23 protein-coding genes are annotated in these 25,239 nt (G+C 51.0%); 9 read left to right on the forward strand and 14 right to left on the reverse strand.

Annotated features, from left to right (window positions below; translation table 11 throughout):
* Positions 1-6: 6 nt before the first annotated feature.
* The 4 genes from J7619_RS30920 to J7619_RS30935 form a co-directional block, all read right to left on the reverse strand.
* The gene (locus J7619_RS30920) at positions 7-3,459 is read right to left on the reverse strand and encodes a SusC/RagA family TonB-linked outer membrane protein (protein ID WP_291208376.1); all 3,453 of its coding nucleotides are present in this window, start codon (positions 3,457-3,459) and stop codon (positions 7-9) included.
* Positions 3,460-3,491: 32 nt separating this feature from the next.
* Positions 3,492-4,511 (reverse strand): FecR family protein, encoded by a 1,020-nt coding sequence (locus J7619_RS30925; protein WP_291208379.1) that lies wholly within the window; start codon positions 4,509-4,511, stop codon positions 3,492-3,494.
* A gap of 44 nt (positions 4,512-4,555) precedes the next feature.
* Positions 4,556-5,269, reverse strand: a complete 714-nt coding sequence (locus J7619_RS30930; RefSeq protein ID WP_291208381.1) for an RNA polymerase sigma-70 factor — start codon at positions 5,267-5,269, stop codon at positions 4,556-4,558.
* Between the two features lie 247 nt (positions 5,270-5,516).
* Positions 5,517-6,200 carry an outer membrane beta-barrel protein gene (locus tag J7619_RS30935; protein WP_291208384.1) on the reverse strand — a complete coding sequence of 228 codons (684 nt, stop codon included), beginning with the start codon at positions 6,198-6,200 and terminating at the stop codon, positions 5,517-5,519.
* Between the two features lie 332 nt (positions 6,201-6,532).
* Between J7619_RS30935 and J7619_RS30940 the strand changes: the two genes are divergently transcribed.
* Positions 6,533-6,913 (forward strand): glyoxalase/bleomycin resistance/extradiol dioxygenase family protein, encoded by a 381-nt coding sequence (locus J7619_RS30940; RefSeq protein WP_291208387.1) that lies wholly within the window; start codon positions 6,533-6,535, stop codon positions 6,911-6,913.
* On the opposite strand, the gene J7619_RS30945 is transcribed toward J7619_RS30940, so the two are convergent.
* The 4 genes from J7619_RS30945 to J7619_RS30960 form a co-directional block, all read right to left on the reverse strand.
* Positions 6,903-7,556, reverse strand: coding sequence for an outer membrane beta-barrel protein (locus J7619_RS30945; RefSeq protein WP_291208390.1), 654 nt, complete (start codon positions 7,554-7,556; stop codon positions 6,903-6,905). The two genes, J7619_RS30940 and J7619_RS30945, sit on opposite strands and share 11 nt — an antisense overlap.
* Positions 7,557-7,628: 72 nt before the next feature.
* Positions 7,629-8,300, reverse strand: a complete 672-nt coding sequence (locus tag J7619_RS30950) for a hypothetical protein (RefSeq protein WP_291208393.1) — start codon at positions 8,298-8,300, stop codon at positions 7,629-7,631.
* A 72-nt stretch (positions 8,301-8,372) separates the two neighbouring features.
* Positions 8,373-9,248: a dihydrodipicolinate synthase family protein gene (locus J7619_RS30955; RefSeq protein WP_291208396.1), complete on the reverse strand. Its 876-nt coding sequence runs from the start codon at positions 9,246-9,248 to the stop codon at positions 8,373-8,375.
* Between the two features lie 52 nt (positions 9,249-9,300).
* Positions 9,301-9,762, reverse strand: coding sequence for a cupin domain-containing protein (locus tag J7619_RS30960; protein WP_291208398.1), 462 nt, complete (start codon positions 9,760-9,762; stop codon positions 9,301-9,303).
* A gap of 101 nt (positions 9,763-9,863) precedes the next feature.
* Between J7619_RS30960 and J7619_RS30965 the strand changes: the two genes are divergently transcribed.
* The gene (locus J7619_RS30965) at positions 9,864-11,285 is read left to right on the forward strand and encodes a PLP-dependent aminotransferase family protein (RefSeq protein WP_291208401.1); all 1,422 of its coding nucleotides are present in this window, start codon (positions 9,864-9,866) and stop codon (positions 11,283-11,285) included.
* A gap of 128 nt (positions 11,286-11,413) precedes the next feature.
* Here J7619_RS30965 and J7619_RS30970 read toward each other — a convergent pair whose 3' ends face one another.
* Both J7619_RS30970 and J7619_RS30975 read right to left on the reverse strand, forming a co-directional pair.
* Positions 11,414-12,484, reverse strand: coding sequence for a sugar phosphate isomerase/epimerase (locus J7619_RS30970; protein ID WP_291208405.1), 1,071 nt, complete (start codon positions 12,482-12,484; stop codon positions 11,414-11,416).
* 24 nt (positions 12,485-12,508) lie between these two features.
* Entirely contained in the window at positions 12,509-15,247 is a 2,739-nt protein-coding gene (locus tag J7619_RS30975) for a PQQ-dependent sugar dehydrogenase (protein WP_291208407.1), read from the reverse strand.
* Positions 15,248-15,497: 250 nt separating this feature from the next.
* Here J7619_RS30975 and J7619_RS30980 point away from each other — a divergent pair, with 250 nt between their 5' ends.
* On the forward strand, positions 15,498-16,262 hold the full coding sequence (locus tag J7619_RS30980) for an NrtR DNA-binding winged helix domain-containing protein (protein WP_291208409.1): 765 nt from the start codon (positions 15,498-15,500) through the stop codon (positions 16,260-16,262).
* 20 nt (positions 16,263-16,282) lie between these two features.
* Here J7619_RS30980 and J7619_RS30985 read toward each other — a convergent pair whose 3' ends face one another.
* From J7619_RS30985 to J7619_RS30995, 3 genes are all read right to left on the reverse strand, one after another.
* Complete coding sequence (locus J7619_RS30985; RefSeq protein WP_291208411.1) at positions 16,283-16,438, reverse strand: hypothetical protein; 156 nt, start codon at positions 16,436-16,438, stop codon at positions 16,283-16,285.
* Positions 16,439-16,475: 37 nt separating this feature from the next.
* Positions 16,476-16,976: a DUF6934 family protein gene (locus J7619_RS30990; protein ID WP_291208413.1), complete on the reverse strand. Its 501-nt coding sequence runs from the start codon at positions 16,974-16,976 to the stop codon at positions 16,476-16,478.
* Between the two features lie 70 nt (positions 16,977-17,046).
* Positions 17,047-17,355, reverse strand: a complete 309-nt coding sequence (locus J7619_RS30995) for a hypothetical protein (protein WP_291208416.1) — start codon at positions 17,353-17,355, stop codon at positions 17,047-17,049.
* Positions 17,356-17,585: 230 nt separating this feature from the next.
* On the opposite strand from J7619_RS30995, the gene J7619_RS31000 reads away from it, so the two are divergent.
* The 4 genes from J7619_RS31000 (at position 17,586) to dgoD (ending at position 21,578) form a co-directional block, all read left to right on the forward strand.
* Complete coding sequence (locus J7619_RS31000) at positions 17,586-18,869, forward strand: Gfo/Idh/MocA family protein (protein WP_291208419.1); 1,284 nt, start codon at positions 17,586-17,588, stop codon at positions 18,867-18,869.
* 53 nt (positions 18,870-18,922) lie between these two features.
* On the forward strand, positions 18,923-19,600 hold the full coding sequence (locus tag J7619_RS31005) for a hypothetical protein (RefSeq protein ID WP_291208422.1): 678 nt from the start codon (positions 18,923-18,925) through the stop codon (positions 19,598-19,600).
* Positions 19,601-19,760: 160 nt separating this feature from the next.
* Positions 19,761-20,399: an START domain-containing protein gene (locus J7619_RS31010; protein ID WP_291208425.1), complete on the forward strand. Its 639-nt coding sequence runs from the start codon at positions 19,761-19,763 to the stop codon at positions 20,397-20,399.
* Between the two features lie 30 nt (positions 20,400-20,429).
* Entirely contained in the window at positions 20,430-21,578 is a 1,149-nt protein-coding gene (gene dgoD, locus J7619_RS31015) for a galactonate dehydratase (RefSeq protein ID WP_291208428.1), read from the forward strand.
* A gap of 114 nt (positions 21,579-21,692) precedes the next feature.
* Here the strand turns inward: dgoD and J7619_RS31020 are convergent, their stop codons facing one another.
* Entirely contained in the window at positions 21,693-22,469 is a 777-nt protein-coding gene (locus J7619_RS31020) for a phytanoyl-CoA dioxygenase family protein (protein WP_291208431.1), read from the reverse strand.
* 258 nt (positions 22,470-22,727) lie between these two features.
* Here J7619_RS31020 and J7619_RS31025 point away from each other — a divergent pair, with 258 nt between their 5' ends.
* The gene (locus J7619_RS31025; RefSeq protein WP_291208433.1) at positions 22,728-24,464 is read left to right on the forward strand and encodes a sensor histidine kinase; all 1,737 of its coding nucleotides are present in this window, start codon (positions 22,728-22,730) and stop codon (positions 24,462-24,464) included.
* Complete coding sequence (locus J7619_RS31030) at positions 24,461-25,213, forward strand: LytTR family DNA-binding domain-containing protein (protein WP_291208436.1); 753 nt, start codon at positions 24,461-24,463, stop codon at positions 25,211-25,213. Before J7619_RS31025 ends, J7619_RS31030 begins: the two co-directional genes overlap by 4 nt.
* Positions 25,214-25,239 lie beyond the last annotated feature (26 nt).

Raw genomic sequence — 25,239 nt, forward strand, 5'->3', positions numbered from 1 at the left:
GAAGGATCAGAATTTCAGGTTCAGGTTAACGCCATAGGAGCGCGTCGGCGGCGTACCGGCAAACTCCACGCCTTGGGCATTGCCGTTATTGTAAGTCGCTTCCGGGTCGATAATCGGCACTTTTTTCATCAGCACGGCCAGGTTGCGTCCCACGATGGATACCGATGCTCCTTTGAACGGCAGCTTACCCAGGAGTCGGCCCGGGATCGAGTATTGCAGGATGATCTGGCGGAGTTTGATAAAATCCGATTTGTAGACAAACGGCGTGGCAATGGCCGAGTACCAGTTGCTGTAATAGGCTTGTGCTGGCGCTTTTGCCGTGTTAGGCTCGCCCGATTCGGTCACGCCTTCGCCGGTTACGCCACCCTCACGACCCACCAGTGTCTCCTTTTGCAGGCCAAACCGGTAAGCCAGCGCATTGGTACCCGAATAAATGTACCCGCCGAATTTACCATCCACGAGCACGCTCAGGCTAATGCCTTTATAATTAAATGTATTGTTCAAACCCAACGTATAAGGCGATACCCCCGAGCCGAAGGTCCTGATGTCCCCTGCCATGGCCAATCCCTGCGAGTTGTACACGATATTGCCGCTCGCGTCGCGTTTGAAATCGTAACCTTTGATCTGGCTGTACGGCTTGCCCACATCCTGGTGAATGAATGCCGAGCCCGGCCGCGACTGGTCCACACGAAGCGTTTGCAGGTCGCCGTACAGGCTCAGCACCTCGCTCGCATTGTACCCCATATTAAAGGAAGCATCCCAGGTAAATTTCTTGCCATTCACGATCGTAGCGCCCAAAAGCAATTCGATCCCACGGTTGCGGATCGCCCCCACATTAAACAAGGCGCTCGTGTAGCCGGATGTTTCCGAAATCGTGGCACTTACAATATCATCGGTTGTTTTGCGGTCGTAAACCGCCAAATCCACATTCAGGAGGTTGTTGAACAATTTAGCCTCTAAACCCAATTCTGAAACCGTCGAAGTCAATGGCTGCAAGCCGCCGTTCGGTACGCGGGTACCGTTAATCTGCGCCATTGCGGACCCTAAATGCGCACCGCTCAACGAGTAGTAGAGCGACAGATTATAGGGATCGGTATCGCCACCTGCCTGCGCCCACGACCCGCGGAATTTCAGGTAATTGATCGCCGAAGGCAATTTCAAAGCCTCCGAAGCCACGAAACTCACACCGAACGAAGGATAAAAAATGCTGTTCTTACCCTTCGCCAGCGTCGAGAACCAGTCGTTACGCGCAGTCGCCGTTACGAACAGGTAGTTGTTGTAGGAAAACTCCGCCGAGCCATACACCGAGTTGATGCGCTTTTCAATGTAAGCCTCGGTGACGGTCCGTGCCGCCGGATCGATGTTCGAAACGTCGTAGAAGAATGGAATGTTGAAGCTGTTGTTGGCCGAAACTTCGTTCAGGTTCGTTACCTGCTTCATCATATTCCCCCCAAAAAGGCCGTTGAAGGCAAATTTCTCCCCGATTTTCCGGTTAACACCCACCAAAAGTTCCTTGTTGGTTTCGGTAAATTCGCGCAGCGACGACGTATAGCTTCCCCGCAACACATAACCCGTGCCGTAGGGCTCGATACTCTTGTAACGGTAATTGAAATTATCGAAACCAATGCGGCCTTTCAGGTAAAGCCAGTCAGTAATAGTGTATTTTGGCTCAAAAGAGGCGATTACACGCTTTTTGTTATCATCCTGCTGGTATTGCTCTGTGGCAAAATACGGGTTTTGGGTGTACTGGTTATCCGACCATACCTTTTCGTTGCCGTTTGCGTCGAACTGCGCGTTTTTCAGCACATCCACATCAAGTGAAGTCGGCAGCACGTACATCGCGAAATTGGCATTTCCCGGCGAGTCGTTCACGCGTGGGCGATTGTGGTTTTTCTCGATGATGTACTTCGCATTCGCTACGAATGAAATGCGTTTGCCGAGGTTACCATTCGTATTCAACGCAAAATTGTTGCGGCGGAGCGTGTTGTTCGGCAGCACACCTTTATTGTTCAGATCATTCATCGAAAGCCGGTAAGTGACCTTTTCGGTAGCGCCGGTCAATGCCACGGAGTTGGTAAAGGTAGTCCCGACGTTGTAAAACTTCCGCAGGTTATCCTTCGCGGCCACATACGGGCGCTCGACGCCGTCGTAGTTCATCGAATTGCTGCCATCCAGGCGGCCACCCCAGCTGTTTCGCGTTGCCGTTTCGGCTACGGTCGTTGGTTTGATTCCGTTGCTTCCGAGGCCATATTCGTATTGATAGTCTTTGTAGGATTTAAACAAAAGATCCTCCGCCAGGAAGTTGCTGTTCACTTCCACACCTATGCCTTTATCGGCCTTGCCGCCCTTTGTAGTCACCAAAATAGCGCCATTGGAAGCCCTCGAACCGTACAATGCCGCCGCAGTGGCACCTTTCAGTACGCTGATGCTCTCTATTTCGTCCGGGTTAAGGCTGGAAATACCGTCTCCGCGGTCCGAACCGGTCCAGGAGCCCTCCCGGTTGGCACCGATTGCTACCGAGCCAAGGTTGTCGTTGTTGATCGGGATACCGTCCACGATGATCAGCGGCTGGTTATTACCCGAAATCGATCCATTACCGCGGATCACTATACGCGACGAACCGCTGGGCCCTGTTGCCGTGCTCGAAATATTCAGACCGGCTACTTTACCTACGAGACTGTTGGCGATGTTGGTGGAGCGCGCTTGCGTGAGGTCCTCCCCTTTTACTTCGGAAATGGCATAACCCAATGCCTTCTTTTCCTTTTTGATACCCAAAGCAGTGACCACTACCTCATCAAGCGTTTGCGTTTCGACGGCCATTTTCACATCCACCACCGAGCGCTGGCCCACCGTCAGCTCCTGCTTTTGGAAACCAATCGAAGTAAACACCAGCACCGATTCCGCCGAAGGCACATCGAGCGAATACTTCCCGTTCACATCGGTATTGGTACCATTGATAGTCCCCTTTACCAGCACGTTCACACCGGGCAATCCTTCACCATTGGCATCCGTCACCGTCCCGCTCACTTTGATTTCAGCCGCAACTGTCCGGCTTGCGGTCAGTACCTGCATTGCTCCCGCCGTCGGCCGACTGCCGATAACCGAAGTTTCAATCCTCCTTGGCAAAATCATGTATGCATTCTTCCGCACCTTTTTCAGCGTCAGGTTTGTCGATTTCAGCAATGCTTCCATATTCTTTTCTGCCGAAAGGCTCTTGTCGAATACGAAATCGGGCACAGTAATACCGCTCATCTGGCTCTCTTCGAACAGGATATCGGCATTGTAAAATTTTTTGAGTTGCAAAAGCACGTCGAGCAGCTTCACCTGGTTGGTGGTTTGCTCCGGTGGGAGCATGCGGTTTTTATGCGCATTAAAGGCCAGCACCTGGGCGTCCAAAGGCGGCGCGGCGATGAGCATCAGGCCACAGCAAACCAATGACAGTAATGATCTTTGTTTCATACGGGGATCTGGATAGGGATATATTAAGGTCTTTATTTCTGCAAAATCAGGTAGGCATCGCCTTCGCGCGCCAGGCGGAAATCGAAAAGCTCCGAAAGCAATGCGAGCAGTTCTTCGCCGCTCTCGGGTTGGAAGGTGCCGCTCACGGTACGGCTGGCAAACCGGTTATCTTTGATTTCCACCCGGATACCATAATGCTCCTGCAACTGGGTCGCCACTTCCGACAAGGGTGTTTTGTCAAAAACAAACCGGTTACCGGTCCATGCGATCAGCTTCTGTGTGTCTGCATTCGGCCTGACGGTTGGCTTCGCTGCCGATTTCGCCATCGTTACAAGGTCGCCCGGTTTCATGACCAGCTCTTTTTTCCGGTTACCTTCCGAAAACAGCACGTGTACTTTACCTTTTTTCAGCAATACCTTCCCGCCTTTCTGCCGCGCGTACACCGAAAACTCGGTCCCGAGCACCATCACTTCGAAATCATCCTCGGTTTTGACCATAAACCGCTTGTTATCGATGGTGTGGGTCACATTGAAAAATGCTTCGCCGTTCAGCTTCACCTCCCGGGTATTTTCCCCGAAACCGAACCGCGGGACTTTCATCGAAGTATTCGCATTCAATATGACTTTGGTTCCATCCGAAAGCTCCACAGAGCGCGTCTCGCCGAAGTCGGTCGCATAGGTTTTGTACAAAATCTGGTCCCGGCCGAGCCAGGCCGTCATACCTAGCACGAATACCGACGCGGCAGCCATCAACCAGGAGCGACGACCGAAGCGCCTGGTTCCTGCAACCGGAAACGGCTCCTGCGCATTACTTTCGAGCGTCTCGCCCGGATTCGCGTTCTCGCGCATGTAGCGCACGTAAGCGTCATAACACTCCTGACCATCGGGCAGGAATTGCGGCGACTGCAACTGCCATTCGGCGAGCCATTCAAAATACAATTCCTGATTATCGGCATGCGCCAGCCATTCGGCGATCAGCCGCTTTTGTGCCGGGCTTGCATTACCGGCGAAATACTGGAACAGGAGTGCTTTGTTTACTGACAATGTGTTCATATCAGTGATTTTAAATATCGAATAGTGTTAAGGATGTTATAGGATCAGCTGAAAAGAGGGTATAGCACCAGCAACCACGTCCAGTGGTCTTTCAATCCCTGCCGTAATGCGCTCAATGCCTTGCTGATATGCCCTTCGACCGTCCGGCTCGACAGGTTCATCTCGGCCGCGATCTCCTGTATTTTTTTGTTTTCAAAACGGTTGAGCATGAATGCCTTCTGGCATTGCGGCGGCAATTGCTCCACCAGGCGATCGATGCGGCTCGCCAATTCCTCGAAATACATCAAAGCCTCCGGACGTTCGGGTGAAGCGACGTCGTAATGGGGCATCACTTCAAAAGAATCGGTGTTTTTAAGTTCGCTGGCGAGATAGTTATAGGCCCGGTTCTGCACCGATTTGAAAAGATAAGCCCTGTAAGATGACTTGACCGATTCATAAGAACGGTTTTTCCAGAATGCATAGAACATCTCCGAAACCAGGTCCGCGGCCGCGTCTTTGGAATACAGGAAACGCACGGCATAGGAACATAACGCACTGTAATACAACCTGAAAAGCAATGCGCACCCCTCCTCGGGACTTTCTTCAAATGTCTTGCGGATAAAAAGTTCCCGGTCTGGACTGACCCGGTCTGGACTGACCCGGTCCGGATGGACTTTATCCGCCTCACTGCCCGGCCGGATCTCGCGTTCGCGCTGCACCCCTCCCATTTCCCAGGAAATCTCCTTCTCGTTATCCTCCGAACCCCGCGATGAAAGCATTGGTAAACTTTAAATATAAATGGGTATTTTTCTAAAACAGGCTTTTAGAAGTAAGACAGGAAAATGCGGGAGGACACGTGGTCAATTGTTCTATATTTTTAAAAAATTGCATTATTCAGGATTGCCTGTATCAAAAGGACGCGATTCAACGCACGTGATTACCAGTACATTACATTGTCTGGTTTGGGGAGTGGGATAACGTAAAAAGTGCAGATTTTTTGGGGCAGTGCAAAAACGACCTGCGCGGTCAGAACGTGATACCCGCAGCTACCTGTATCGTTCGGGATTTGAAAGAAGCATACGTAGTGGTCGCAGAAACAGGGTCGTAGAAGGTTTCCTTTTTTAACAGTTGTTCATTCCAGCGTACGGTAACCGGAATCGTTACTTTCCCTAAATCGAATTCTACCCCGACGCCCGCAAGCGCAGAGAACCGGCCCTTCTTCACACTGTTTTTGATCTTCGCGTCAAATTCGTTCGGATAACATCCGCCATCCTGACAAAAATACCCCTCGCCTTTGAGCGACCAGGAATTATACATCAGATAGCTGGCCCCGGCCTCTGCGAATGGCCGTATCTTTCCTTCCAGGAATGTATAGCGGACCAGCAATGGCAAATTAACAGACATCACTTTCGACTTCCATGTCATATGGAAGGTGCTGTCACTATTTGTCCGCTTGGATCTTGACCCGTTAACGCCGGGCTGAAAATGTACCGACCAGCCCTTTGCCGAATGTTGCAAAGCATAACTGACATCGATCGCGGAAAAAATACCGGTCGTCCAGCCAGCGCCGGGATCCTTGGGTATCAGTCTTGAAAATTGTGGCCCCGCCATAACCCCAAAATACCACCGGCGAAACGTATCTGTCGGTTGCCCATGCACGAAGTTTTGAAGAAATAAGATTAAAAAGACGGAGGCGGAAAGTCTTTTCATAGCGATGCCGGTCTACGTTGTAACCCACTGACACATAAATGTAAACATTAATTACATTAGAACAGAGCCAATTATACTTTTTCAATAAAAAATATACTGCATATTAGCAGGAGAATTCCCGATCCGGAAGCAGTAAACAATCGCGTAGCGATGTCATATCGGTAGCAATCCGCCGCTGGATTCCATTTGGAAAATCCCGTCAGGGATGCGACAACAAAGCACGCGCAGCCTCTGCCGTTACATGCCCAAAGGCATTCCTATACTCGGACGATTACCTTAACTACCAATATTGCATGCCTAACGGCATTTTTCAATCATTTATTTATACTCAAATGCACTTCAAGATAAAAGAAATCACTCCGTTGCTTCTGGTGCATGACCTCGAAGCGGCCATTGCATTTTACGTGCGGCAACTCGGTTTCACACTTGTGTTCCGTTATGAAGATTTTTATGCAAGTATTGAAAAAGACGGGCATCCGATCCATTTAAAAACGGATTATAAAGCACCGAAAGAAGCCCGTGCACAAAACGAAGCGGAAAATATCGATCTTTTGTTCGCAGTAGACAATCTGGAAGCGCTCTTTGAAGAAATCTCCAAAAAGGAAATTGACATCGTGCAGCCGCTCCGGGAAATGCCTTACGGGAAGGAGTTTTACATCGCCGATCCGGATGGGAATCTGATTGCTTTTGTAGGCGATACAGTTACAAAGTAACGCCTGCGGTCACCTGAATCAGTTTCGTTTTCAGGTTGGAATATGTTGTTGGAGATGCCGGATCGTCGTATCTCTTTTTAGCAATGCCGTCCACAAGCCGTATCGTCAAGGGAATCGTTACTTTTCCCGCATCTATTTCGACGCCGGCACCGGCGAGAATCCCCAATTTATCTTTATCCGCAATATTCTGTACACTCTGGCTGGAAGAGACCGGAATACACCCGGCAATGCCACAATTAGTACCAGACGCACTCACGGCAAGGGCAGTTCTAAACCTGAAATTGAATCCCAGTTCTAAGAACGGCCGGACTATTCCAGTGGGTAGCGTATAACGGAAGGACAATGGCAAATGAATCGCTTCCCACTTCCACTGCTGTTTGATATAATATTGACTATTTTTCTGGCCCGTTTCTTTTGTCATTTTAAATGTCACAAAAGCCGGTTGGAAATGAATGGATGCCCTGGACTTTACCTTTTCGAAATCGTAGCTTAAATCCAGCCCTGCAACCAGCCCGGAAGCCGACTCCGTATTGGCTCCCTCAAATATTTTACCTGCTACCGGGCGACCTGCCAATAAACCGAACCGCCATTGCTTGCGCGGGACATCCAACTGGCCATAGACGTTCGTATACAAAAAAGTCAAACAGAGCAAAACGCAAAATGTCCTCATAGGCCGTGTTTATTTCGTAAAAGATACAACGTTACTTCAACGCATTCAAGGAATGCTGATCCCCGCAGTAACCTGCACGACTCTTGTTTTAAGTGTTCCGTAACTACTTCCGGGCGTTGAGTCAGGCTTGCCGCCAAATGTCCCGAAGCTCTCGTTGAGCCTGATAGAAACAGGTATTGTCACACTTAAAACATCTATTTCTGCGCCGATTGCAGCAACCAGCCCCGCGGGATCCTTCGTCGTAGACCGCTGCACGTCATCTATACCCTCAGAGCCGTAACAGCCGACCACTCCGCAACCGTAGCCGTCATATTTCATCGTTATCTTGGTCCGGAGCCTGAGGTTAAGACCTACTTCGGCGAATGGACGGATTTTGCCACTGGACAGCGTGTACCGGACTGTCAGCGGCACATTGATCGCATACCAATTCCATTTGCGCCAAAGATAAACCTGGGTGTTTTTTCCTTCCTCAAGGATGCTTCCGAACGTGCTGTAATTGGGTTGCAGGTGAAAAGAAATACCGGATTTATCCCGGTAGCCCAGGTCGATGCCACCAACCCATCCCGACACAGCCTCCATTTTGCGGTCATCGTAAATCTTGCCCCAGAGCTGCTTGCCTCCAAACACGCCGTATTCAAAATGCCCCTTTTGCACAGCATCCTGCCCAGACTCTAGCGCGGGCAGGATGCCGATAATAAACGTGTACAGATATCTCATGCAGGCTTGGTTAAAATTTTGTAACCGAAATGCCCCCTAAACGCCTGCATTTGTTGCAACAACCACGTACATTCATTGCAAAAGGCCTCTCAGCTTCTCAAAATCGGCCATACCTAACGGCGCGAGCGGGCTTCTCAACAAACCGCTTTCAACTCCTTGTATCTGTAATCCGGCGGCAATCGTGCGCGGCAATCCGTTGGCAGTAATGAACGTGAGCAACTCCGATTGCCTGTCGTACGCGTCGCGCGCGCCTGCGAGGTCATTATCCAGAATTGCATGATACAAAGCCAGGTTTTGTTTCGGAATCAGGTTCGGGGCCGCGGTGCACCAGCCCACCGCTCCGGCCGAAAATGCGGCCAGTGCCAATGGATTAGATCCGTTGAAAAACGCTACGTCCTCACCCAGTACCCGCCGAAGATAATGCATCCGCTGCACATCGCCTGTGCTTTCCTTGATCATCGTCACATTCGGAATTTCGAGCAGGCGTTTCAGCAATGCGGGCGACATATCGATACCGCCCGTAGCCGGGTTATTGTAGGCCATAATAGGAATGGAAATCGCCTCGGCGACCTTGCGGTAATGCGCAAATATCTCGTCTTCCGTCAGTTTCCAGTAGCTCATCGGTATGATCATCACCGCGGCCGCACCGGCGGTTTCGGCAAAGCGGGCATGGTAAATCGTGCGTTCCGTCGTGAGATTGGAAACGCCTGCAACCACCGGTACACGGCCTGCTACCACATCGAGGGTTGCTTCCACGATTGCCTCCTTCTCCTGGTCGTTCAGGTACGGAAGCACACCGGTGCTTCCCAGCGGTGCAATCGCATGCGAGCCGGAAGTTACCAGTCTGTCCGTGAGTTTTTTAAACAAGCCAATATCCACTCGCTCTTCAGCGTCGAACGGGGTTATGGGATAGGCAATGATGCCTCTTAAAGTTTCCGATTTACTCATTCTATTATAACAATCTGTATTTCAAATAATTAACCCAAATACATTAAACTACTTAAAGGTCTCGCCCCTCTTCCTCGCGGAGCGCCACGCCCAGGTTTTGAAGCTGCGGCGCATTCTCACAGGCCAGATAACGGGCGGGTTCGGTGTCGCTCAGGTTCTGGTGACGGTGCCATGCCCAGCTCGGGATGTAAACGGCGTCGCCGGCCTGCCACTCCACACGCTCGCCTTCCACTTCGGTGTACCCCTTTCCTTCGAGCACATACAAAACCGTTTCGTAGGTGTGACGGTGACGGTTGGTGAGCTGGCCCGGCAGCAGGCCGCCGACCGTCATGCTGACATTTTTGGTAGGCAGATCGACGAAGAATACCGGGTGCTTTCTTTCTGTCGAAAACTGGCTGTGCTCACCGGCTTGCTCCACATTGCGGTGAATGAGTTTTTCGGGCTTCACATACACGGGACGCGCGAAAGTCTGGTGAAAATCCTTAGAGCTGAATGGCTGTGTTTTGGTTTCCATGGTTCGGAAATTTTTGAGTGTTGCTGCATGATCGCGATACAAAACAACCGTATCTTTGGACCAGCTTACTGGTTCAGAATTCATAAAAATAAGTAGTCCAGATGTTGAGACCCTGGGAGCTCGTCATACCGCTCGACCGCGATGAAGAAAAGGCGGTTTATATGCAGATTGCCGACGCGGTGATTGCCGCTGTTCAGGGTGGGAAACTTGTTGCAGGCAGTATTTTGCCGGGGAGCCGTCAGCTCGCGGCACAATTGAATGTAAACCGCAACACAGTCGTGGAGGCGCTGGACGTGCTGATAGCCGAGGGCTGGCTGGTGCCGAAAGAACGGCGCGGGATATTTGTGGCAGATGTACAGCCGGCTAATTCGTCCGAAAAGTCAATAGTCAGAAAGTCAGGCATTGTCAGGGAGTTGGATACGAAGCCGTTGGTGGTATTCGACGACGGTCTGCCCGACAGCGCTTTGGCGCCCATCGACGAGCTGGCCCGCGCCTACCGGCAGATTTTCGCCCGAAAAGGACGTTGGCAAATGATGGGCTACCGGCACGAGGCAGGTGATCCCGAGTTCCGGGAGGCCATCGCCCAAATGCTGAATTACAAAAGGAGTATGCGGCTCTCAGCCGACCAGGTATTCATTACCCGGGGCAGCCAGATGGCCATGTTTCTCACGGCGCATGCATTGCTGAAACCCGGCGACCACGTGCTGATCGAAAACCCGGGCTACAAACCCGCTTGGGAAGCCTTCACGCATGCGGGCGCGGGGCTGCTACCCGTGAATGTAGACGCACAGGGGATCGTAATCGACGAAATCAGAGCATATTTGAAAGAATATCCCAATATTAAAGCAGTCTACATTACCCCGCACCATCAGTTCCCGACGACCGTGACACTTAATCTGCGTCGGCGAATGGAGCTCGTCGCATTATCCAACGAATACGGTTTCATGATTATCGAGGATGATTACGATCATGAATTTCATTTCAGCCCGCGACCGGTCATGCCCGTGAGCAGTCTTGAACAGGCCCGTAACTACGTGTACATCGGCACGATGAGCAAGATCGTTGCGCCTGCGCTAAGGATCGGTTACCTCGCGTCCTGCGCGTCGGTCATCGACAAGGTTACGAACATCCGCAAGATCATCGACGTGCAGGGCGATTACATCATGGAACAGGCTGTGTTTCAATTAATTCAAGACGGAGAAATCCGCAGGCATTTGAAGCGAACGACTTCCCTGTACAAGTCCAAAAGGGATAATTTCGAGAAACTGCTCCTACAACACTTGTCCGATAAAGTGGGTTTCGTCAAACCGGAAGGCGGCCTGGCATTCTGGATCACGCCTAAAAAACCAGTCGACCTGGTACAACTCACAGCGAAATTGAAACAAAAAAACATTGCATTAATTTCACCCGATACGTTTTGTTACAAGGGCTTTGCCAACGGCCTCCGGCTCGGGTATGCCTCGCTCTCCGAAGCGCAAATGCGCGAAGGAATCCAGGCCATCGCCGCCAACTGGCCAACCTGACCATAACTGACTACCCCTCACTAACAATCGTCATCCACAAATACCGTCAGCGAACAAATCGCGATGTCGGACAAGTGAAGTTTTAACAACTTGCGGCCGACCGACATCAGCAATCGACCGCAGCCCCACTACCCCAGCTCCACCAACACCTTCTCCAACAGCGCTTTCGTCTGCCGGATACCTTCATCGTTGGTAGGCTTCGTTGTATCCCCGCCCATGTCGCGCATCAAGCCACCTTCGTATTCAATACCGACAATGCCGTTATTCCAGCCAGAATCTTTGATGATCTTGAAGATTTTGATAAAGTCCGTCTCCGGATCATTGCCATTCGCATCGAACTGGTGCGTCTTGGCACTGATACCCCTGGCATAGGGCATCATTTTGCGCACGCCGTCGTATTTGTCGTGCTCTTTCATACATTTGGTAGCCATAAAACCCTTGATATCCAGCGTCTCAGGCTTGCTCCGTTCCGCGCAGAAATTTCCAAAATCGGGCAAAAGGCCCTTGTTAGGGGCTTTCAGCTGTTTCATCACGCCTACCAGCCAATCCGGATCGGTAGAGACGCCGAAGTGGTTCTCCACGATCACATTCAAACCCGCTTTACCCGCATATTCAAGCAACTTGCCGTAGCCGTCCACGGCGGCAGTCGCGAGCTGCGCAGGCGTGCCTTCCTCTTTTTTACCCGAAAGCATCGCCATCGCATCGCCCAGGTTCACGCGGATAGCCGTGCAACCGAGAAATTTGGCCGCGTCCACCCACGGATAATGCGCCTCTACCGCCTTCATTCGCGCCGCATTATCCAGCGCCGTCAGATTCTCGCCATCGACCATAATAAGGTGGTTTTTCATCCCCAGGTCATCGCAGCGCTTTTTCAGTTCATTGAGATAAGCCTGATCCTTGTGTTTATTATTGAAAAAACCGGAGACGTATTCCAAAATCGTAATATCATAGTCATTCTTTGCCCGGGCGGGGAAATCCATGTTGGTCATCTTGCCGCCGAAAAGCTCAGACGCGAACGAAAATTCAGCCAGCGAAATGTCAAAATTGAATTTGGCGGCCGACGTGGCAGCGGCCGGCGATCCGGCGGCAGGCGCGGCAGCGGCCGGCGATCCGGCAGTTAAAGCATTCATTGAAACAAAACCAAGCCCGGCGGTAGCAAACCCGAGCTGGCCCAAAAATTGACGACGTGAATGGTTCATGAGTAGATTAGTTAGAATTGAAAATCATTTCGAAATAAATGTGACCGAGAACGGGACAAACAAGGCCCCTTTTGCATTGTCGTTTTTAAAAACAAAATACAGGTCGCGGGCACCGCTCTGCGGAGAAAGGGGTACGCGGAATGGCTTGGGCGGGGTTTTGGAGGTAAATGCACTGGCATCGTCGGTGGGCGGTATCCATTCTGTTTTTCCCAGCAATGTGCCGTCGGGCGAGCCGTCGTGTACTTCCACCACGCCGCCTTGTGCATTCAACTGGTCTTTCGGTGCAGCCACCACCATATCGAGCGCCGTAATGTCGGTCAGGTCAACATTTTTGAAAATGGCGTGGGTATTGGGCTGCGTCACGATCAGCAGGTTATTCTCGCCCATTTTAAAGCGCATGATATTCTTGGACGCGTCATCGGCATTGCCGAACAGCAACGTCGGGCTCTTCAAAACGAGTGTTTTTTCGGTAGTTTGGGCGGGCATTCCGTTGGCACCTTTGTCGGTATAACTGGCTATGAACTTGTAAATGCCCTTGCCTGCATCGCCGCCGTCAGGGATTTGGGCCAATACTTCACCCGTTGGTGGCAGCATTTGCGCAGCCTGTTTTTCATCCGCAAGGCTGAGTATGTATTTTACCATTTGCCCGGCTTCCGGCAGGCCGATGGACGGATGGGCCGACATGGCCGTTTCACCCCACACGCCCGCGCCGCCTTTGATAATTTTATCCGAAAGCGAAGCTACGGCATTCGCATCGGCGCGGTACCTGGCTGCGACATCTCTGAATGCGGGACCTACCGACTTTTTATCCGTGAAATGGCAGGCCTTACAATCGCTTTTTTCGATCAATGTTTTTCCTGCGGTAAACGTGACCGGCGCTTCCTGATGCCCTCCTGCATTGGCAGCCTGCTTGTCCTCGGCGTCCTGGTAAGCGGCGGTAATCTTCACTTTCGACGCCGCAATGGTGTTTTTCTCCAAACTACCGTCCTCCTGGTCAGACACATTCACTTTGTAATGAACAGGCTTGCCCGGAAAGAAAAAAGTCTTGTTCCCGCCTGCCAGTTCCAGTGAAACCTGCGGCGGTTCATTTCCTGCCTGCACAGAGAGGCTTTGCGAATCTTTCAACCCCTTGGAATCGGTTACCGTAAGCAAAACCTTGTAAATACCCTTCTTTTTGAAAGTATAGGAAGGATTCGGTTCATTCAAAACGACCGGTACGCCGCCGTTTACCGGAATGATCTTCCATTGGTATTGCAGGGTGTCCTTATCGAAATCCTCGGTACCGGCCGATGAAAACTGCGCCTGGAATGGCACGGCACCCGCCTTTTTATCCACCGACGCCGCCACGGCCGGCTTGCGGTTACCGCCATTGTACTCGATCCGCACCAATTTCGATTCCGGATTACCCATAAACCAGCCCTGGCCATATTCGAGGATATACAAATCGCCATTCGGCCCAAATGCCATATCGATCGGATGTTCCAGTTTCAGGTTGGGAAGGAAGCGCTCCATTTTTACATAATCACCTTTCGGACTGAGCGTTACGGCCATAATCCAGTCGCGCATCCACTCGTAGATGAACAGTTTCTTGTCATAGTAAGCTGGGAATGCACGCTTTGCTTCTTTGAACTGATCGGCGTAGTAAACCGGCCCGGCCATCGCGCTGCGCCCGCCCGAACCGAGCAGTGGAAAACGTTTCGTCTCCGCGGCAGTGTACCAGATCAGCGCCTTTTGCGCTGGCGGGAGTTCCGTCAGCCCGGTATTGTTCGGTGAATTGTTGACCGGCTTTTCAGGGTTGAATTTCTCCCCTGATTGCTTCGTCTCGAAGTTGAAGTCCCAGTAAGCCTTATTATCACCCACGAAATACGGCCAGCCATAGTTTCCAGCCTTCCGCGCCTGGCCGAACTCGTCCTCCGCCGCGGGCCCCAGGCCCGTTGAATCTTTACCGGCATCCGGCCCGACATCGCCCCAATAGAGGTAACCATTCTTCCTGTCGACCGAAATGCGATAGGGATTGCGGTGCCCCATGGTGTAAATCTCCGGTCTTGTTTTCGCGTCATAGGCTCCTGACGCATTCCTGGGAAACAAATTACCTTCGGGAATCGTGTACGTCCCGTCCGGTTCCGGGTGAATGCGGATGATCTTCCCACGCAAGTCGGCTGTGTTCGACGACGATTTCTGTGCGTCGAAAGGACTCCGGCCAGGGCGCTCGTCGATCGGCGCGTACCCGTCCGATGCACGCGGGCTGGTGTTATCGCCGGTTGAAAGATAGAGATTGCCCTGTGTATCCCAGTCGATCGAGCCGCCGGTGTGGCAGCAATTATCACGCTGCACCGGAATGCGCAGGATCACCTTTTTCGAAGCGAGGTCAAGCGCATTACCTTTCAGCTCATACCGCGTGAGCATGTTCTCAGGCGTGCTGCCTGCGGGTGAATAGTAGAAATAAATCCAGTGGTTTTGGTTAAAGTTCGGGTCGATATTGACGCCCAGCAGCCCATCTTCGGCCTCGGAATCGTCGCTGTACTTAGTGCTGACGGGTATGGTGGCGATCACCGTCGTCTTTTTAGATACCGGACTGTAAAGCTTCACCGTGCCGTGCCGTTCGATAAACACTACACGCTCGTCGGGAAGTACGGTGAGTTCGAGTGGCTCGTTCAGGTTCTCGGTCAGGACGACCTTCCGGAACCGGTTTTCCTCCGGCGCCTGCGCATGAGCGAGCGTAGCGCAGAAAAGCAGGGAGAAAAGTGTAGAGGTTTTGTTCATGAAGCAGATGTTGTTGATTAGGTTTGTTAGTGAAAAGTATAGCCCGTGTCAGCGGACGGGGTCGCCGGGCGGTCGAAAGTATTTTGAAGCCTTCGACCGCCCGGCGGCCCTGTCCGCTCCGGCTGACATAGCAACTATTTTCTAAAAAATTGAATTTTATCAATCCAAAATATGGATACAATGATAAAGAAAATTTTCTTTGTGTAAAATTTACGCATTAAAAATTTTTCTCATTGCCAGCTTATTACCGATGGAGCACAATTTGAAGGAGTTTTTTGATAAGGCATTGAAAGAGGTTTCCCTCGACTGTACCGTATTCGGGTTCCACGAGGGGGAACTGAAAGTGTTGCTGCTGCGCTGGAAAGGCACCGACGGGTGGAGCCTGCCGGGAGGGCATATCCTGCTCGACGAGTCTGCCGACGATGCGGCGAACCGCATTCTCACCCAACGTACCGGCCTGAACGATGTATACCTGCAACAGTTCTACACATTCGGCAATGTAAACCGCTACACGTATCATCCCGAAAAAGAACTGCTTGAAAAGTTGGAAGCGACGTTCGGAAAAGGCTTTTTCGACGGCATTATCTTCCGGCGCGTCGTCTCGATCGGCTACTATGCCCTCGTAGAGTTCGACCAGGTACAGCCCACGCCCGACTGGTTCACGGACGAATGCCGCTGGTGGTCGCTCGCCGACGTCCCTAACCTCCTCTTCGACCACAACGAAATGATCGAACGCGCGTTAAAAGCCCTGCGCCAGCACGCCCGCAACCACCCGATAGGCTACAATCTCCTCCCGGAGAAATTCACCATGCCGGAACTCCAGCGCCTGTATGAAACCATTCTCGACCGGCAGTTCGACCGCCGTAATTTCCAGAAACTAATCATGAGCTACGACATCCTCGAACGCCTGGACGAAAAGCGCGTTGGCGCCGCGAACAAATCGCCGTATTTGTACCGGTTTGTAAAGGAGAAATACGACCAGGCCGGCGCGACGGGGATTTCGTTTTCGATGTGAGGTTGTTAGATGGAGGAAAATTATTGTAGGAATTCTTTGGGTATAGGGTTGTTAGCGAGGAAAACTTTCATTTCTGTCGCTTTTTTTGAAAGCGCCTTTTCACCATTATTTGTTTGCGCATTAGGCACCTGATTACCTGATTTTGCACTTTGGCTGTTCTCTAAGGCTGTTTTCATCACGATCATTTGTTTTTAGTATTTGAAAGTTAATAATTTACTTCTTTCTTAACAAGAATGCATCGAAGTTAGTCTCTCTATTGAAAACCTTCCAGGTGCCAGACCATCCATGAGGCCATTGCCCAATTATCTCTTGATCATCACCACGGTCGGCTAAGAAACCAAGAATGTGGTAATCTCTTGCGAGCCAATCGAGGTGCTTACCTATGCTCATGCGATACTTGCGGTTACGAGTAGGATTAGCACCGGGCAGCACCCTTCCTGTTGCGATTATAAGAGCCTTTTCTCTCATTCTTAAAAATTCAATCACTGCGAATCCCACGGTCGCCAATATCTTATCCATATCTCCATTTCGAAGTACTTCGCTGTCATTGATGCTCCCCGATACAGGATCCCAAACCCCAAAAGCCAAATTATAAGTATCGTCACCAACTTGTTCAAAGACAACTCTCATTTCGAAAACACCCCGTCGCCCATCGCTAAAAAATTGGTATTCCCCATTCGAGGTTTTGCAGGTCGGATAATTTTCGGGATTCATATGAAAACGAAAAAAATTCAAATATTAATAAAGGAGGGCAGCGCCGCTGCGTAGGCAGCGCCATTCCCTACTATCCTCCAATTTTTACCTCTCTGCCCGGGTCCAACTTTTGAAAGAAAAACACCAACTCCCGAAACGACAGAAAAATCTCCCCGATGCGCGGATTGCATCCGGCCTCTTTTTGAAATGCCATGTGATCACTGTAAATGATCCAAAGGTCCTCAATCCATTCGGATGCGGTGCTTTGGCTTAATAGTTCTTTGACGTTTTTACCATAACTGAGACAAATGGCTTCGTCTGACTCCACGCTTTTGAGCAAAGTATTCATAATATGATTGATGGAAGTGTAATGCCTTGTCTTAGGTGTCCAAACGTTCATAGTGACGTTTAGGGAACTTTCGCTGACCCTCACCATAACAAGGCAGTTTCTTAATTTCTTTAATACTATGTTTTTGGAATTGGCAAATTTGAAAGATGCCTTAACTATTCCAACGAGTCGAACGCAGCGATGCACGAACGGCAACCAATGAATTATCAAGCGCCGGAAAAACCAGTAACATTCCCCCACTCCTCCCTTTTAATACCACCAACTTCCTAAACCAATCACCAATGACCCAATCGACTAACCGCCGCGATTTCATTAAGACGGCCGGGCTTACTACCCTCGGGCTGACAATTTTACCCAACCTGATCACCCGCGCTGCGCCCAGCGACCGCGTGCGTATAGCGCACATCGGATTGGGCGGAATGGGGAATAACCATATGAAATGGTTTGCAAACCTGCCGGACGCAGAGATCGTCGCGCTCTGCGATGTGGATGAGCTGCATTTGGGCGAGACGAAACAACGGCTCGAAGCGATGAAACCGGGCATCAAAGTGGATACGTATGGTGATTTCCGGCGCATTCTCGAAAGAAAAGACATCGATGCCATTACCGTGGCCACGCCCGACCATTGGCATGCGCAGATCGCGACGCTGGCGTTTCAGGCAGGGAAGGATGTGTATGGCGAAAAGCCGCTTTCCTATTGTTTGAAAGAAGGAAAAATGATGCTGAAACAGCTTGAAAAGCATGACCGGGTGTTCCAGATGGGCAACCAGATCCACGCGGGCGATAATTTTCACCGGGTGGTGGAGCTCATTCAATCAGGATCCATCGGTAAAGTGCATACAGTTCGGCTTTGGAAAAAATCGGGTACCAAAGAATTAGGCTCACCGACGGTGCAGCCAGTCCCTAAAACATTGAACTGGGACATGTGGCTCGGACCGGCACCGTTCACGGAATATATTCCCGAGAAATGCCACTTCACCTACCGCTATTTCCTCGATTACTCCGGCGGTGAGTTTGCCGATTTCTGGTGCCACATCGCCGATGTGATGTATTCGGCGATCCATCCGACGGGATTGAAAAAAATCAACGCACGGGGTACCGCATACGCCGGCATTGCCGACGCGCCGAAAACGCTGGATGTGGATTATGAATTCGATGGCTTGAAAGTATACTGGTCGTCCAACCCACCCGACGTCCCTGGCGCTGCCGACCGTGGCATCGGTGCATTCTTCGAGGGGGATAAGGGAACGCTGATCTGCGATTACAGCATGCGCGAACTGACGATCAACGGCGAGAAAATGACCGATATCGCGGCCGTCCCTATCACCAATCCGCGCTCACCCGGGCACCAGCAGAACTTCATCGACTGCGTGAAATCCCGCAAACAGCCCGAATCCAACCTCGCCTACGCGCGCGAAATGACCATCCCGATGCATTTGGGATTGATTTCCTACCGCCTGAAACGCGAACTGACCTGGAATGCGAAAAAGGAAAAGTTCACCGGTGACAAGGAGGCTAACCGGTTGTTATCGCGCAAGCCCAGAAAAGAATGGGATTTGACCTGATGTAACCATCGTTAGCTTTTTTGTATATTCACCAAAAACCACCAGCTAACGCCATGAAACACATTCTGTTGACCACCGTCATGGCCGGCATTCTGCTGCCCGGTTGCAAGGATTCGTCTGGCCCGATAAGCGACATGCCTGCCATTCAGAGCATTTCATTCGTGGGCTTGTCCGACGAAAATGTGACGTTCGACGCCGCCAATTCGGTGATTACCGTCAGGATGCCGGCAGTGCTTGCAGGTGGTTTGAAACCTGTTTTGAAACTCACGGAAGGTGCAGAGCCTGTCGGCCTGCTTCCGGACGGGACGATTGATATTTCTGCTTTTTGCCATTGTAGTAAACCAACGCAAGATGTTTTCTTCCGGATTGGTAACAAGACGAAAACTGCCACCTACCGGTTAAACATTGTGGCCACGGGCCCGCTAGCGCCACTGGACGTTTATGAAGAAACAATCTTTTCACTAAAAACCGGTGTTCTAAATATGACTTTACCGGTGCAGCATTTATACAATAACTATTACTTCGATCAAATTTCTTTCAAGGGCGAGGATGGCAAAAGTAGTGCCTGGGTGTATGCAGATGGCGCCTGCCTTACTGGCTGCCGCGCCGAAGAGCCAAATCGCATCGCAATCACGTTGTATTCTCCCATTGACAGGGAGCTCAAACCCGGAAAATACCAAATAGAGATAAGGGGGATGAAATTTCCGCAGAAATTGATTGTCGTTGACTAGTCACTCTTGCCTCGCTTAGGCGGGAAGTGCTCAAGAATAGCCCGCCTGCACATTTTTTTAAAGCATTAACCGGAATTTAATGCCATTAGTAGGGGTTGTTGAGATTGGGTTGTCATACTGAAAAACCAGGTATGCTACCCATCCATACTTCATCCAACAAATGCAGAAATTCATCCTATTACTCGTTATCATTGGTATTCTCCCCTCAGCGTCAGCCCAAACCAAATGGAAGCTGATTGCCGACCAGGAACAGATACGCATTTACTCTTCGGCGGTTCCTGAATCCAAAATCAAAGCTATTAAGGTCGATTGTGTTGTCGATGCTTCGCTCACTCAGATGGTGTCGCTGGTGCTCGATGTGGAGGCCGGGACGCAATGGGTTTACAAAACCAAGTCGTGCACGCTCGTCAAACGGGTCTCTCCCACCGATTTGTATTATCATTCCGAAATAAACCTGCCCTGGCCGCTCGACAACCGCGATTTTGTGGCGCACCTGGTAGCGCGCCAGGATCCTTACACGAAAGCTGTAACGATCGACGGCCCGGTAGTGGCCGGCATGGTGCCTAAGAAGAAGAACGTGGTCAGGGTGAGTGATTCGAAGGGCCGGTGGCTACTTACACCGCTCGGGGCAAAGGTTCGTATCGAATACATGCTGCACACGGACCCGGGTGGGTACCTGCCCGCCTGGGCGGTGAACGCATTCGCGGCAGAAGGCCCCATGGAGACATTTAAAAGTATGAAACAGCAACTCAAATTGCCGAAATATAGAAATGCCTCCCTTACATTTATAGCCAATTAGCAGGGTTATACAATGTAAAAGAAAAATAGAATGAAAATCAGAAGTTACGAGCTGTTCCAGGTACCTCCCAGATGGTTGTTTTTAAAAATTGAAACGGATGAAGGCATCGTCGGCTGGGGCGAGCCGGTGATCGAAGGGAAAGCTGCAACAGTCGCCGCAGCGGTGCACGAATTGATGGAAGCGTTGATCGGCAAGGATCCCCTCGACATCGAAGGTCACTGGAATACCATGTACCGGGGCGGATTTTATCGCGGCGGACCGATCCTGATGAGCGCCATCGCAGGTATCGACCAGGCACTGTGGGACATCAAAGGCAAGTACTTCAATGCGCCCGTGTATCAGCTTCTCGGAGGCAAATGCCGCGATAAGATCAAGGTTTATTCGTGGATCGGCGGCGACAGGCCCGACGAAGTGGCCGGAGCTGCGAAAGAATGCTTCGACCGTGGTTTCAAGGCCATTAAAATGAATGCAACCAATGAAATGCAGTACATCGATTCTTTTGAAAAGATCGACCTGGCTATCAAAAGAGTGGCATCGATCCGCGAGGCGCTCGGGTATGGACTTGAAATCGGCGTAGATTTCCACGGGCGGCTGCACAAGCCAATGGCCAAAGTGCTCGCCAAGGAATTGGAGCCGTTCCGACCGATGTTCATCGAAGAACCGGTATTGTCCGAAAACAACGAGGCCCTGCGTGAAATTGCGGCCCATACTTCCATCCCGATCGCGACGGGCGAACGGATGTTCAGTCGCTGGGATTTCAAAAACCTGCTCATGGACGGGTATGTCGACATTATCCAGCCCGACCTGTCCCACGCCGGCGGCATTACCGAATGCAAAAAAATCCTTTCCATGGCCGAGGCGTTCGACGTAGCGGCAGCGCCACATTGCCCGCTGGGTCCGATCGCACTCGCGGCGTGTTTGCAGGTGGATGCAACTGCCCACAACGCATTCATCCAGGAGCAAAGCCTGGGCATCCACTACAACCAGGGCAGCGACCTGATGGATTACCTCAGTGACAGAACGGTATTTGATTACAAAGACGGCTACGTTCAGATTCCTTCCGGCCCAGGCCTGGGCATCGAAATAGACGAAGAGCAGGTACGGAGAATGGCGGCGATCGGCCATAACTGGAAAAACCCGCTCTGGTCGCACGACGACGGCAGTGCAGCGGAGTGGTAAAATAGCGCGAAGGTCTTCTTCGTGACAAACTATTCGTAGGCCTCCGGCCGGTCTATAATGCAAAGACGCGGTGCAATACCGACCGGCCGGAGGCCTACGAATAGTTTATGCAAATCAGGAGATTTGCACGAGCGCTTCTTTAATAGCCCTCTCGACAGGCGAAGCGCCCTCGACAGTCAAATCCTCACACAACAACAATGGCGGCTGTGCCATAAACTTCGGCTCCGTTCCCTGGTGCGCTTGCGCGGCGTGAACGATGAATGGGTGACAGAGGTAAACAGTACCGGCTTTCCCGGTAGCCCATACGATCTCTCTTTCCGGCATGGAATCCAGCTTGCCCGCGAGCTCCATAAAAGACAGTCCGGTTTCCCCTTCCGGTGCCAGCGCACGTGCCACGTCCATGTGCGAACCTACACGTATACGCGTGGGCGCATCGTGCTCGCCTACGTCCGAGTACAGGAAGAGCATCAGTAGGCCCCGGCCTTTTGAATGAATATTCACACGCCAGTCCAGAAAATTGGCCGGATCGTTGCCCGGGAAGCTGGCATCGACGTGCCAGCCCGCATCACCAGGGTCTTCGTCGGAGGGGAACCGTACCGGAAATGTGCCCATGCTGCGGCAAGGCAGCCATTTGCCTGCTCCTACCAACCGATCGAAGGCCGCGTGCAAGACCGGCGTGTTGGCGGATGCAACGAATGGCCCCTGCGCGTACATACCCTGGCGGATCACCGGCCTGGTCCACGTGGCAGGATTGTTTCGGTCAAGGCTGAGGTCGTTCCACAAAATGTCCCTTGCCTGCCCGGCTATTTCGGCTGAAAACGCATGATCAATGCGGATAAAGCCCTCTGTGATGAATTGATCTATTTGCTGGGAATTCAGTACTCCTTCCATGGATTTCAATAGTTAAAGATTGAAAAATCGGGATAATAAAATCCTGATCCCCGAAAAACGGGGACAGTGTGCAACGGCTGCACGAGAAGGAGTGTCAGAGTGTTGGTGCGAATCTCATGGTTACAAATTTAGGCATTTGCGGTCGGTTTTGCCTGATAATATGCCAAATTCAAATTGAAAAGCATCGTATTCAGTTTTGGTGAGGTTGCTGTCCGGTACCATCACGTATTTGCGGCAGAACCAGACCTTTTCACAAATATGAAAAACCTAACCTCGCTTCTCCTTTTGCTTATTTCCTTGACCGCCGCGCGAGGGCAATATGTGGCAAACAACATGCTTGCCATCAAGGAAATCCATGATGGCGTTGTGTGCGATTCCTGCATTGTTACCATGGCGGGCAACGTTACTGCCAATTCGGATAAAATTTCATTCCTCACTCCTAACTATGACAACCAGTTTCTTTACACCGACGCCTCACTAACAAGGGAACTTTCGACCGTCGACCCATCGAAATTCTATGTCTCAATGGGCCGCTTCTCGCTCGACTTTTATCCATTTGGCAAAGTACTCGCACAGAAAGGAGAGCAAATTCCTTACATCGATTTCAAAGACTTACAATTCAGGACGGCTGTTAACGGCGTGTTGAAAAATGATTGGACGGACGTTACATCGCTTCAAAACGATCCCGATTTTTACATAGGCCACGTAAGCAGCGATTTCCGTCATGAGATCAGCGAGGTTGAAACGATACCAGCCGAACATTACCATGCAGGAAAATTCGAGCTGCGGCTCGGCGATTCGCTGAATGTCGCTTTCCGAAATAAAAGTACCCTGGCAGATGTGTACCATTTCTCCATCACCCGCGTGCGGAGCGTACCCAACTATTTCAATTTCGTAGAGTTTTCATCGGAAAAGAACTTTCAGGACATTCTGAACACCGAAATCAACAAAGTACGGACGGAACAAGGCCCGCAAGCCAACCATTTCGAAATCGAGGGCGGGCATTCGGCATTTCTGCGGTTTTCGAATCATGACCAGTACTATTTCTTTGGCAAAATGCCCCGTAACAGCGGCATTGAGTACGCGATTGGAGAGCCGGAAAACTGGCAGCGGCTGGGCGGTCAGGATGATATCAAGTTTAGCCAGGGTTACTCCTACATTTACCTCGACAAACCGGAGCCCGGTAAGATCCTAAAAATATTTCTTCGGTACAAACACCAGCCGGAAAGCATTCACCGGGTAACAATCGACGTAAAACCGCTGCCCAGACGTCCGGGCTGGATCGATGTCGCACAGCTGATACTGGGCGTAATTGCGCTCGCACTGCTGGCCATTTTTATTCAAAAACAGCGCCACAAAAGACAGCTCGCACGCCTCGATCGCAAGAAAAGCGAAATCGAAAACCAGCTCCAATTGCTCAGCGGCCAGTTGAACCCGCATTTCCTGTTCAATTCGCTGAATGCCGTGCAATCACTGATCCGGCAGAACGACCCGGAAGCGGCCAACCAGTACATTACCGAAGTAGCGACTTTCATGCGCACGATCATGGATAGTGGCCGAAAAGATCTTGTCTCGCTTGCCGAGGAAATCGGTATCGAGGAAAAATACATTGCATTGGAACAAAAACGAAAAACATTTACGTACACCTTCCGGACCGAGTGCGGGAATGAGCTCTCTTCGATCGATTTCCCGCCACTTCTTTTACAGCCCATCATCGAAAACAGCATTCGTCACGGGCTTGCGGAAACTGTGCGCAACCCCACGCTGACCATTACCATCCGCTGCGATGCTACCGACCTTGTTGTCGTAATTGCGGACAACGGCATTGGATACGACCCGTCATTAAAAGTACCGGGGCATGGCCTTTCTTTAACCGGTAAGCGAATAGCCCTGATCAACGAAAAGCTGCCGGCCATGCAAATTGTCCTTCAAACCAAATCCAGCCCCGGTGCCGGGACTACCACGGAAATCAGACTATTGAAATGGCTCTCATGACACCCATTCGCTGTTTTATACTCGACGACGAGATCCAGGCGGTGCACAACCTGCGCCTCGCTCTGGCAACGCATTGCCCGCACGTGGAAGTCGCGGGTTATGCACACAACGTAGGCGACGCGTATGACTTTCTGATCAAAGAGCAGACGGATATCCTTTTTCTGGATATCCGTCTGCAAAGCGAAACGGGTTTCGACCTGTTAAAACGGCTCTGCCATTTCCAGGGCAGCATTATTTTCACAACCGCTTACGATCTGTACGGCATTCAAGCCATTAAATTTTCGGCCACCGACTATTTGCTTAAACCGCTCGATCACCTCGAACTGACCGGGGCTGTCAGAAAAGCGGCCGACAAAAAGAAGGAACGCGATCAAAGCGCACAGATTTCCATGCTGATCCAATCATTTGAAAACCTGCCTTCCCAACGGCAAAAAAAGATCGCATTGGCGGAGGCCAATGAAATTCATTATGTGCTGATCGACGATATTATATTCTGCAAATCGGATAATAGTTATACCACCTTTCATTTAACAGGAAACAAAAATATAACCGTCAGCAAACCCATTTCGGAATATGAAAACATTCTTGAACCTTATGGGTTTATCAGGACACATCAATCGTATTTGATTAACAAAAACAGGATCGTATCTTTCAGAAAGGAAGAAGGCGGATATTTGCTCATGGAAGGTAATTATCAGGCCATTATCAGCAAGCAGCGAAAACATCTTTTGAAGGAATTGTTTGCCTAATATTACATACACCATCAATGATTAGC

Source organism: Dyadobacter sp., assembly GCF_017744695.1.
Classification (GTDB): domain Bacteria; phylum Bacteroidota; class Bacteroidia; order Cytophagales; family Spirosomataceae; genus Dyadobacter.

Bases quoted from the DNA above. Each gene is read 5' to 3' on its own strand.
- J7619_RS31030 (WP_291208436.1), top strand. From the start codon at position 24,461: ATGACACCCATTCGCTGTTTTATACTCGACGACGAGATCCAGGCGGTG.
- J7619_RS30935 (WP_291208384.1), bottom strand. From the start codon at position 6,200: ATGAAAAGACTTTCCGCCTCCGTCTTTTTAATCTTATTTCTTCAAAAC.
- J7619_RS31020 (WP_291208431.1), bottom strand. From the start codon at position 22,469: ATGGAAGGAGTACTGAATTCCCAGCAAATAGATCAATTCATCACAGAG.
- J7619_RS30950 (WP_291208393.1), bottom strand. From the start codon at position 8,300: ATGAGATATCTGTACACGTTTATTATCGGCATCCTGCCCGCGCTAGAG.
- J7619_RS30955 (WP_291208396.1), bottom strand. From the start codon at position 9,248: ATGAGTAAATCGGAAACTTTAAGAGGCATCATTGCCTATCCCATAACC.
- J7619_RS30995 (WP_291208416.1), bottom strand. From the start codon at position 17,355: ATGAACGTTTGGACACCTAAGACAAGGCATTACACTTCCATCAATCAT.
- J7619_RS30985 (WP_291208411.1), bottom strand. From the start codon at position 16,438: ATGAAAACAGCCTTAGAGAACAGCCAAAGTGCAAAATCAGGTAATCAG.
- J7619_RS30980 (WP_291208409.1), top strand. From the start codon at position 15,498: ATGGAGCACAATTTGAAGGAGTTTTTTGATAAGGCATTGAAAGAGGTT.
- J7619_RS30970 (WP_291208405.1), bottom strand. From the start codon at position 12,484: ATGAACCATTCACGTCGTCAATTTTTGGGCCAGCTCGGGTTTGCTACC.
- J7619_RS30965 (WP_291208401.1), top strand. From the start codon at position 9,864: ATGTTGAGACCCTGGGAGCTCGTCATACCGCTCGACCGCGATGAAGAA.
- J7619_RS30975 (WP_291208407.1), bottom strand. From the start codon at position 15,247: ATGAACAAAACCTCTACACTTTTCTCCCTGCTTTTCTGCGCTACGCTC.
- J7619_RS30990 (WP_291208413.1), bottom strand. From the start codon at position 16,976: ATGAATCCCGAAAATTATCCGACCTGCAAAACCTCGAATGGGGAATAC.
- J7619_RS31005 (WP_291208422.1), top strand. From the start codon at position 18,923: ATGAAACACATTCTGTTGACCACCGTCATGGCCGGCATTCTGCTGCCC.
- J7619_RS31000 (WP_291208419.1), top strand. From the start codon at position 17,586: ATGACCCAATCGACTAACCGCCGCGATTTCATTAAGACGGCCGGGCTT.
- J7619_RS30925 (WP_291208379.1), bottom strand. From the start codon at position 4,511: ATGAACACATTGTCAGTAAACAAAGCACTCCTGTTCCAGTATTTCGCC.
- J7619_RS30930 (WP_291208381.1), bottom strand. From the start codon at position 5,269: ATGCTTTCATCGCGGGGTTCGGAGGATAACGAGAAGGAGATTTCCTGG.
- J7619_RS30960 (WP_291208398.1), bottom strand. From the start codon at position 9,762: ATGGAAACCAAAACACAGCCATTCAGCTCTAAGGATTTTCACCAGACT.
- J7619_RS30940 (WP_291208387.1), top strand. From the start codon at position 6,533: ATGCACTTCAAGATAAAAGAAATCACTCCGTTGCTTCTGGTGCATGAC.
- J7619_RS31025 (WP_291208433.1), top strand. From the start codon at position 22,728: ATGAAAAACCTAACCTCGCTTCTCCTTTTGCTTATTTCCTTGACCGCC.
- J7619_RS30920 (WP_291208376.1), bottom strand. From the start codon at position 3,459: ATGAAACAAAGATCATTACTGTCATTGGTTTGCTGTGGCCTGATGCTC.
- dgoD (WP_291208428.1), top strand. From the start codon at position 20,430: ATGAAAATCAGAAGTTACGAGCTGTTCCAGGTACCTCCCAGATGGTTG.
- J7619_RS31010 (WP_291208425.1), top strand. From the start codon at position 19,761: ATGCAGAAATTCATCCTATTACTCGTTATCATTGGTATTCTCCCCTCA.